Origin of the sequence: Mesorhizobium sp. M7A.F.Ca.US.006.04.2.1, from assembly GCF_004022915.1 — a bacterium.
Classification (GTDB): domain Bacteria; phylum Pseudomonadota; class Alphaproteobacteria; order Rhizobiales; family Rhizobiaceae; genus Mesorhizobium; species Mesorhizobium ciceri.
In genome coordinates, this window is sequence record NZ_RZQA01001336.1 from 1 (window position 1) to 1,052 (window position 1,052).

The window sequence follows — 1,052 nt, forward strand, 5'->3', positions numbered from 1 at the left end:
GGCGAGCAGCAGCAGCGCCGTGGCAATTATCAGAAGCAGCGCGCCCAGGCCGTCGATGCGATGGCGCTTTGCGGCAATGGGCAGTTTCTTGAGCGGCTTGTTGATGATCGCCATCGCAAGAAAACCAAGCGGAATGTTGATCCAGAAGATCAGTGACCAGTGCAGGTGCTCTGCGAAAGTGCCGCCGAGCAACGGACCGGCAACGCTGGCGACAGCCCATGTGCCGGAGAACCAGGCGGCATAGCGTGCCCGCTCGCGCGGCGGCACGAGATCGCCGACGACGGTCTGCGTCAAAGCGAACAAGCCGCCGCCACCGGCGCCCTGGATCGCCCGCCCGACAACCAGCACAAACATGTTGGGAGCCATCGCACTGACCACCGATCCCGCCAAAAAGATCAGGATCGCGGCGTAGACGGTCGGCCGGCGGCCGTAGACGTCGGAAATCTTGCCATAGAGCGGAGCCACCGCGGTAGCGGTCAGGAGATAACCGGTGACGATCCATGGCAGATAGTGTGCGTTTCCGAGCGCATGCCCGATGGTCGGCATGGCCGGCGCGACAATGGTCTGATCGAGTGCCGCCAACAGCATCGACAACAGCACGCCGCCGATGATGGCGTTCTTTTCGCGCTCTGTTATCGGCGTGCCGGTTTCCGCCATCGTTTTCTCATCGACAGCCTGGTCCATGATCGTTCATCCATAAGCTTGCGATTTGACCGGCGCTGTTCAGCCGCTCCGGCTTCATGACCGTTTGGATCGCATTGGTGTTTTAAGCTCGTTTGGCGAGCCTGATATATGTCGTCCCATATAGGCCGGTTTCGACGGCGGCTCGAAAGTTTTTCGAATCTGGCACTACGCTTCGGCGAATTTGGCTTTCAGTTCGGGTGCGTTCAGGCCGGCGGCAGTCGGCCGTTGCCGATGCGCTCCATGCGGTAGCGCAGCAGCCGCAAGATGCGGCTTTCGAAATTGACGCTTTCGACGCGGTCGAACTGAAGCTGGGCGCGGTCGTGCCTGGCCAGAACAGCCGCGGTGATCTCAGCCGCCTTGGCCTTGGC

At 61.3% G+C, this 1,052-nt stretch carries 1 protein-coding gene and 1 pseudogene; both read right to left on the minus strand.

Annotated elements, in window-relative coordinates; all coding sequences use genetic code 11:
• On the minus strand, positions 1-684 hold a 684-nt coding region (locus EN925_RS37115; protein WP_128337426.1), incomplete at its 3' end, for an MFS transporter.
• 203 nt (positions 685-887) lie between these two features.
• Positions 888-1,052, minus strand: a pseudogene (locus tag EN925_RS41275) (peptidase); the annotation flags it as partial.